We start from the raw sequence: 7,731 nt of genomic DNA, 5'->3' as shown, positions 1-7,731 counted from the left end.
TCTAAGCACGACTAAGAAATAAAAAATTACTCACTTTTTTAAAATACAAAAAAAGCTTGAACACCTTGCAAATACAGGGCTTTCAAGCTTTTTATAGTTTTTAACTGTCAAAGATGAGATTATACCTGTGAAACTAAGCTGTGTCAAGGATTGGATTTAGTGATCTGGATTTTGATGCTCTCGATTTTGATGCTCTCCTAATGCAAATTAAGGCAGGTAAAACGAGAATTGAGACCGGCAAAACGAGAGTTAAGACATAGTGGATAGGATAAATGAGAGTTCTAACGAATAAGCATGTAACTCAGAAAAATCTTCAGAACCATCACTTAATTACTTGAGCGAGGTGACTAATATGAAAACTTAAAAGTCTATCAAGACTTTAAATTAAATACTAAGATTAACGATGAGAGGGGTAATTTAAGTGAAAAAGTATATTGGTTTAATGGGTGTTTTGCTAATTCTAATGTCATTGATTTTTTCCCCAATAGCAAATGCAGCTAATCTGGATCCCAGTAAATTAACAATGGCGGAAATAGAAAGAGAAAAAAACAGTCACCCAAGTATAAATGAGAAACAAAAAGCTCTTACCTTCATAAAGATTCAATGGATACAGCATATTCGTCGATTGCTACATCTAACCATATAACAGAGGTATCGGGTTATGTCCAAAATGCTTATACTATAGGGAAACACCTTTTCGCGGGTCCAAGCCAAGGGATTACATTGTCAAATGACCAATACGCATATAATTTATTTGGCGAACTTACCGAAAGCAGTAGCGGTAATATCGTTCATGAAGGCGTTGATTACAGAAGATATGAAGGAGCGCCTGTTTGGAGTCTCGCAGAAGGGGTTATAAATAACAAAGCATCTGAATTAGGTGGCACCACGGTTGCAGTTTACAATCCTTTCTATGATGTTACCGTAATTTATATGCATTTAAAAAATGTTAGTCTTAGCAATGGACAATATGTTAGCAAAGATACCTCTTTTGCTCAACAGGGTTTATATCAATCTGGTTCAATTAGTAACTCACATGTACATGTCGAAGTAAGAAACGGCAGACAAACTTCAATCCTGGATCAGGTGAAACTTTATCGTCAGCCAGACCATATGGAATTTTGCTCTGGTTAATGTGGGATTAGTTAACATAGCACTTTAAGATGAAGATGGGGACATGTATTGTGCCCATCTTCACTCTCCACAGGCCCCACAATCACCAGTGAACTTCTTGTATGATTTTTCCATATCGACCAATAAAATATATTGCGATTAGCGTTGGCTGTCAATCTATTAAAGAAAATCGGTCTCGACACGATTTATACCCAGCCCTAGAAAGGAGTTAAAGTATTGTACAATAACAAAAGACTTCTGTTGATAATATTGGGGGTAATTTTACTTTTGGTAGGATGTTCTAAAGAGAAAAGTACTTTTAATCAAATTAACCCTTTAAACAAAGACGATATACATGTAATTTCGCTAACCGTAGGAAATTCATCACCCACAAGGGAAGTTATGAATCCATCACTTATTACATCGATCCTTGATAATCTAAATAAAATTACCTTTTCAAAAATGAGTGTAAAAGAAGAGAAGACTGTCTTGGACAATGGTAATAAATATTCCCTAACTTCTACTTATGTATTAGAGTTTATAAAGGAAAAGAATGATAAGGTTCAATTAAATATAATTCTAATTTCGGATAAAGAATTACTATTAGCCGATGTGAAGACTATGCAAAGCAATAGTAGAACAGTTTTATATATCAATGAAACCGATGAAAGCTCATTAGAGGCTGTAAACTCAATTTATTCTGAAATTAAACAATTAGTGACTGAGTATGCACAAACGGAACAATTTATGAAAAAGGCAGGAGAAAAAGGACTAACTGAGAGTATGCTTAGAACATTAGGTAATTTAGGTTACACAAGAGAAGAAATACTAAACCTCCCTGCAGAGGTAATTGCTCAGATTTTTGCACCAGGAACCCCTTTGGAAGGTGCTGGGCAATTCCAACCAACGGACATTCAGATCAAAGAACTAAATAAACGTGGGATTGATACTCACATGAGCTTAATCCTGGGAAACCTAGGATATAAGTATGAAGATATGTTGAATCTTACGCCTGAAGAAGTAGATTTTATTTTCCCAAACACAGAATTAATGGCTAACTTGGAACAAAAAGGATTTACCAAACAACAAGTTCATAGTTTAGTCGACCAAGGCAAATCTTTCAAAGAAATTATTAGAAATGCGTTAAATCAATAGTTTATGGATGAATGTAATGGGGGTAAACTTACTGGTCGTAATGAATAGCAATAAGTGGATTGGCGGGATACGATACACCTAGAATACTGTCATGACGCTTAGCAGCCGCAAGCATAGAAAAGGATCTTGGGCAGCCGCAGTAAATAATACTTTATAAATATCTACCCCTTAGCGGCACTAACTGCGTAATAAATTTGCCGGAGATTTTGTTTGATCTTGATAACACCGCCCATCGCCTAACCGGCCATTTGCTGAAAAATACTGCGATTGAGGGTAATTATTATGTTGTCTGCTTATCCCTGCGGCTATACAATTCCAATCTCCATCTTTGTCGAAATATCTGGAAAAAACACCAAGAAAAAAGGAGGGGGAAACACCATGCCTATCGAAATCAACTATATGACCAATTGCCCCACGGCCCCGAAAGTTCCAATATTCAGAAGACTGCAGAAAGAAAGGGAGTAAACCATGGAAAATTTAATGCCTGATTATTATGGATAACATGCCGGTATCAGCTGTATTGTTTCTCTCTATTCCGGAAGAGCTATTAATTACCACCCTAGGTTTGTTCTTATTCGGAATCAGCGTTCGGAAATATTGGTACCGCTTATTCCTCATTGCAGTCATTCAGGCTCTAGTCTCATTCTTCATACGGCTGTTGCCCCTGCCCTTTGGAATCCATACCTTCCTTATGATTCCTTTGTTCGCCTTGGCCGTCAGCTTAGTCCTCAATCTGCCTTATATAGGTGCGTTTGTCTCTATTTTAGTCAGCTCGACCATTTATACCGTGTTAGATACCACCTTCATTCCACTTTTAATAAAAATAACAGGTATCCCTGTCAGCGAAGTTTTGCAGAGCACCCCTCTGAGGGTAATGTTCTTTCTGCCTCAGGGTTTAACCATGCTGGTGCTTATTTTGATCGTTGCAACAACCGGTTTTCGGCTTTTCACCCTATCCGATTATCGCTCAGCTGGGAGTAGAAAACAGGATGGATATCATTAAAAAGGCGTTCCCCCTTATTACCATCATCATGGCACAATTACTGATTCTGGCCTTGCTTAATTTAAGCTTTAATATCCACGAGAACGTTTTCCCCGCCGGTACGATGGCCAATTTTCTCTTGCCGGTTAACATTCTCCTGATTGTACTGGCTCTAAGTTCGCTTGCGCTGATTAACAGTACTTTACGAAATTTAGAGCGCGAAATTGAAACCCAAGTGCGGCTGGAAAGTTTAGAACATCTGAAGGATCTCCTGCAGACCATGAGAAGCCAAAGACATGACTTTAACCACCACCTCCAGACCATTTACGGTTTTCTCGCTGTTGAAGCCTATGCCGAGGCGAAAAATTACCTTGAACAAATCCTGTCTGAAGTTTACTTAACCAATGAAATTATCAGAGCAAACGATCCTGCCTTAAATGCACTGCTCTATGTCAAGAGCGGTCTGATGGAACGCTATGGGATTGAATTTTCTGTGGATGCTAAGGGTTCTGTCCGGTACCCGTTAAAAGCTTCTGAGATGAATACGCTGGTGGGAAATTTACTCGATAATGCTCTGGAAAAGCTGATTCTCGCACACGTTGAACATCCCAGGGTAGCGCTCAAAGCGTTCAACCAAGAGGAACAGTTCATCTTAGCGGTCACTGACAACGGCCCCATGATTGACCCTGCCCACAGGGATGAATTGTTCACCCCCGGTTTTACCACCAAGCAGCAAGGCCAAGGCCTTGGGTTATATACCGTCAAACAGCTGGCAGAAAGATACCGCGGCAGTATTCAGGTAAGCAGCGAGGAAGGCCTGACCACCTTTCAAGTTTCCCTTCCCGTACAAAAAGGAGGGCTCAAATGACTGAGCTTTCACATGCCTTGGCAGGATACCTTGGAAAACAACTTGGGTTGGATGAAGATAAAACTGACGTTCTTCGGTATGGCTTCGAAGTGATCTTGGGCGAGAGCGCTAAAATACTCGTATTATTCTTATTTGCTTCCTTTTTTGACCTAACACCTTATGTTCTGGTCAGTTTCCTAACCATCGGTAGCTTCCGCCTTTTTGCGGGAGGATATCACTCGAAGACCTATGGACGCTGCTTCGTACACAGCTTGGTTCTGTTTTTGGGAATGGGGAAGCTGATTCAGGTTATCGTACAATCTTTTCGGCCCTCCGGAGCATGGCTCTTTACGCTAACACTCGCAACGTTTCTGCTTACCTTTATGGCCGCACTTAAATGGGCTCCGGCAGAAACCCCCAACAAACCCCTATCCCTAGCTGAAGGGAAGAGGCAGAAGAAACTATCTCTACTATGGGTGGGATTCTGGTTTATATTAGTCAGCTCTGTCCTACTGCTAATTCCTCTCGAAAAAAGTACGTTCATTATTGTGGGGACAATCATGGCCCACATGGTTCAAACCTTTAGCGTAACCCCGGCAGGGTTCAAATTTCTACAATCTCTAGACACCCTGGCGGACAAATTCATAATCCAAAAAAATAATGAAAGGAGTGGACTCCATGGTTAAAAAGCCCTTACTCTCCTTTGTTGCCTCAGTGGTCGCTTTAGTCGCAGCAATCGCGGTGCAGCCCACAAGCCTGGTAACCTTATACCAGCCTGAAGTGCCCAAAGCACTGCGGAAGTAGAAAGAGGTATGTATGGTACTAAGGGTTCTCATCGTAGAAGATGATCCCAACATGCGCTTCATCTTAAGAAGAGCGCTGGAAGAAATTCCGGAAGTTGAAGTGGTCGGAGAAGCTGTTAATGGCACTGAGGCTGTCAATCTCACGGCCCAACTCGAACCACACGCAATCTTCATGGATGTTGAGCTGCCGGAGAAAGACGGCATCGAGGCCTCAAGGGAGATCCTGGACATCATTCCTGATGTGTTTTTAGTCTATGCCACCGGCCATCTGGAATATATGCCTGTGGCCTTTGAAGTCTATGCCTTCGACTATTTGGTAAAACCGTATAAAATCGACCGGCTTATTGCGACTACCATCAAGATTCAGCAACTGGTAGAACAAAGGGAAAATCGCATCCCAAGGATCGACAAAGCCCCAATATCTAGAGGTATTCAGAACAAAGTCGCCTTGCGCATTGAGCGCAATGTTTCTTTGATGGACACCAATAAGATTATCTTTATCAGCCGGGAAAAGCGCAAAACTATCATTTATACCGATGACCGGCAAACCATAACCGTCAACGAATCTTTGGATACCTTGGAAAGCAGAATAACCAATGATAATTTTATGCGGACTCACCGCAGCTACATCATCAATCTGGATAAAGTGGTCGAGATCCAGCCCTGGTCTCGCAGTAACTATCTTGTCATCTTTGGCGCACTAAAGAAGGCGGCCTATATCACCGAGGAAAAATATAAAGAGTTGCAGAAGAAGTTGAATCTGAATTGAGGCTTTGCTCGGGAACAATCCCGGGTATTTTTGTGTTCCTTTTGAGAATGAAGATGTTCTGTTAAAATGGGCTTTGCAAATTCGGACGGGGATAGCGAGAATTGAGACCGGCAAAACGAGGATTCGAACATGGCGGAAAGGATTAAGACAGGGTTTAGGCGAAATGTAAATTCAAACAAAGAGGCCTTCAGATCATCATACCCGCAAAGTACTTTTTGATCTGAAGGCGTTGGCCCCTACACAAAATAGTAGGTAATTTAATACTACACCTACTGGGGATATTTGTGAAGGGAGATTCGCTGAAGGGAGGTCGTTTGGCTAGGGTTTTATCCCCTTAAATTATTCCTACAAGGAGGTAGTTTTCTATGAAGGTAAAACTTAATTTTGAAGCAGTATCATTTTAGTTGAGTCAGGAAACTCGTAAATCTGGAAATAATAACCACTAGAAGGGAAGGGATCCAGATTGCGAGATTATGACAAAGACTTCAAAGAAGAAGCCATCAAATTGTCCTACGAAATAGGACCCACAAAGGCCTCAGAGCAGTTAGGCATACCTCTAACGACGCTGTACACATGGCGGGGCAAAGTCAAAAAACATGGAGCCATCGCATTTGTTGGCAGCGGACATCCCCGTCTAGACCCTAAAACTGCGGCAATGAGAACGTTAGAGAAAAAGATCAAGGAACTGGAATCAGCGAATGATATTCTTAAGAAAGCTTTAGCTTTTTTCGCAGAGAGCCAAAAGAAGTAGCTGCACGAGAACTTTTTGGGTTCATAAAGGTCCAGAAGATAAAAGACCCAACCAGGCATAGTATTAAAGAAATGTGTAAGGTATTAAAGGTTAGTGAAGCCGGCTATTACAAATGGTCAAAACTCCAAGGCCGCCCCAATAAGTATGAAAACCTTTTGGCTAAGATCCGTGAGATTCGTGCAGAAAATCCGGACTATGGACCCTATCGAATCTATTTGGATTTGAAGCTGTTCCATGGCTATACAAGAAGCTATTATTTGGTACTTAAGCTTTGCAAAGAGAACAATCTAATGCTCAAGAAAAGGTTCCATGCTAAAGGAATTACGAAGGCAGATTCCGCAGCACAAGCCAGCGAAAACCTAATTCAACAGAATTTCAGAGCTTCATCGCCGAATCAAAAATGGCTCGGTGACATCACAGAAATTCCAACCGCTGATGGTAAGCTTTATTTAGCCGGTGTTTTAGATTGCTTTGACGGAGCAATCGTTGGATTAAAAATGGCGAATCATATGAGAGCAGAGCTTTGTGTCGATGCTTTCACTTCGGCCGCTAAGAAGTATCAAGCATTTGGAGTGCTGTTTCATAGTGATAGGGGAAGCCAATATACCAGTAAGGCTTACCGTGAAACTTTGACCAGATATGGTGCCGTACAGAGCATGAGTGGTACAGGAAAATGCTACAATAATGCCAGGATGGAGTCCTTTTTTGCAACCCTCAAGAAAGAACTGATCCATAAGCTAAAAACAGAAAATTTAAGGATGGAGACTGTAAAAAGCATGGTTTTTCGATTCATTGAAATTTACTATAACCGGAAACGAATTTACACTGCCAACGGCGGTTATCCCCCCTTAATCAAGCGTTCAAACTATTACCAAGAACTGTTGCTTGCCTCGGGCAATCTGAAAGCTTCTTAAAAATTGTCGGGGCTCCGCCCTGGGGGAGTTTATCGCTTTGGTTCTGCCCGTAAGGAAGGAGAGGAAGAAAACCATCTGTTCCCTTCCTCCGGCAGAAACCAGTTGGGCGCTCAGGTTGCTCTCCAGCAGAGCCCTAAAATTCCGATATCGTAATATTAGGGCATATTCCGTTATTTGATGTATTCCGATTTTTTCAAACCATGCTGGGAACGCAAGACAATTCATTACGCCCCCAGCAATATATCGGGATATTGTTTTAGCCCAATCCAAGCAGACGCTTGATCATTTCTTCGTTGCCGTCCCATGTAGCCTCTTCAGCTTCCGGACTAACTGAGCCGGTCATAACCGATACACTCTCAATGACTTTGCGCTTCATCTCGTTGTCTGCGCGGGCATA

The 7,731-nt window shown here is 41.5% G+C and carries 10 protein-coding genes; all 10 read left to right on the top strand.

Annotation, left to right across the window (positions count from 1 at the left end; translation table 11 throughout):
* Window positions 1-421 precede the first annotated feature (421 nt).
* The 10 genes from J0X21_RS03260 (at window position 422) to J0X21_RS03215 (ending at window position 7,334) form a co-directional block, all read left to right on the top strand.
* Window positions 422-646: a hypothetical protein gene (locus J0X21_RS03260; protein ID WP_206810693.1), complete on the top strand. Its 225-nt coding sequence runs from the start codon at window positions 422-424 to the stop codon at window positions 644-646.
* Between the two features lie 77 nt (window positions 647-723).
* Window positions 724-1,134 carry a M23 family metallopeptidase gene (locus tag J0X21_RS03255; RefSeq protein WP_206810692.1) on the top strand — a complete coding sequence of 137 codons (411 nt, stop codon included), beginning with the start codon at window positions 724-726 and terminating at the stop codon, window positions 1,132-1,134.
* A gap of 216 nt (window positions 1,135-1,350) precedes the next feature.
* Window positions 1,351-2,268: a hypothetical protein gene (locus J0X21_RS03250; protein WP_206810691.1), complete on the top strand. Its 918-nt coding sequence runs from the start codon at window positions 1,351-1,353 to the stop codon at window positions 2,266-2,268.
* 502 nt (window positions 2,269-2,770) lie between these two features.
* On the top strand, window positions 2,771-3,271 hold the full coding sequence (locus tag J0X21_RS03245) for a hypothetical protein (RefSeq protein WP_236006052.1): 501 nt from the start codon (window positions 2,771-2,773) through the stop codon (window positions 3,269-3,271).
* A complete protein-coding gene (locus J0X21_RS03240) occupies window positions 3,258-4,118 on the top strand; it encodes a sensor histidine kinase (protein WP_206810684.1) in 861 nt (286 codons plus the stop codon). The genes J0X21_RS03245 and J0X21_RS03240 overlap by 14 nt, the downstream gene beginning before the upstream one ends.
* A complete protein-coding gene (locus J0X21_RS03235) occupies window positions 4,115-4,783 on the top strand; it encodes an accessory gene regulator ArgB-like protein (RefSeq protein ID WP_206810682.1) in 669 nt (222 codons plus the stop codon). The genes J0X21_RS03240 and J0X21_RS03235 overlap by 4 nt, the downstream gene beginning before the upstream one ends.
* Window positions 4,776-4,901 carry an AgrD family cyclic lactone autoinducer peptide gene (locus J0X21_RS03230; RefSeq protein WP_206810681.1) on the top strand — a complete coding sequence of 42 codons (126 nt, stop codon included), beginning with the start codon at window positions 4,776-4,778 and terminating at the stop codon, window positions 4,899-4,901. The genes J0X21_RS03235 and J0X21_RS03230 overlap by 8 nt, the downstream gene beginning before the upstream one ends.
* A gap of 12 nt (window positions 4,902-4,913) precedes the next feature.
* The gene (locus J0X21_RS03225) at window positions 4,914-5,669 is read left to right on the top strand and encodes a LytR/AlgR family response regulator transcription factor (RefSeq protein WP_206810672.1); all 756 of its coding nucleotides are present in this window, start codon (window positions 4,914-4,916) and stop codon (window positions 5,667-5,669) included.
* A gap of 463 nt (window positions 5,670-6,132) precedes the next feature.
* Window positions 6,133-6,420: a transposase gene (locus J0X21_RS03220; RefSeq protein ID WP_206810671.1), complete on the top strand. Its 288-nt coding sequence runs from the start codon at window positions 6,133-6,135 to the stop codon at window positions 6,418-6,420.
* Between the two features lie 23 nt (window positions 6,421-6,443).
* A complete protein-coding gene (locus J0X21_RS03215; protein ID WP_328812159.1) occupies window positions 6,444-7,334 on the top strand; it encodes an IS3 family transposase in 891 nt (296 codons plus the stop codon).
* Window positions 7,335-7,731 lie beyond the last annotated feature (397 nt).

Origin of the sequence: Paradesulfitobacterium ferrireducens, from assembly GCF_017310645.1 — a bacterium.
Taxonomy (GTDB): Bacteria; Bacillota; Desulfitobacteriia; order Desulfitobacteriales; family Desulfitobacteriaceae; genus Paradesulfitobacterium; species Paradesulfitobacterium ferrireducens.
This window is presented reverse-complemented; position numbering and strand designations above follow the sequence as displayed.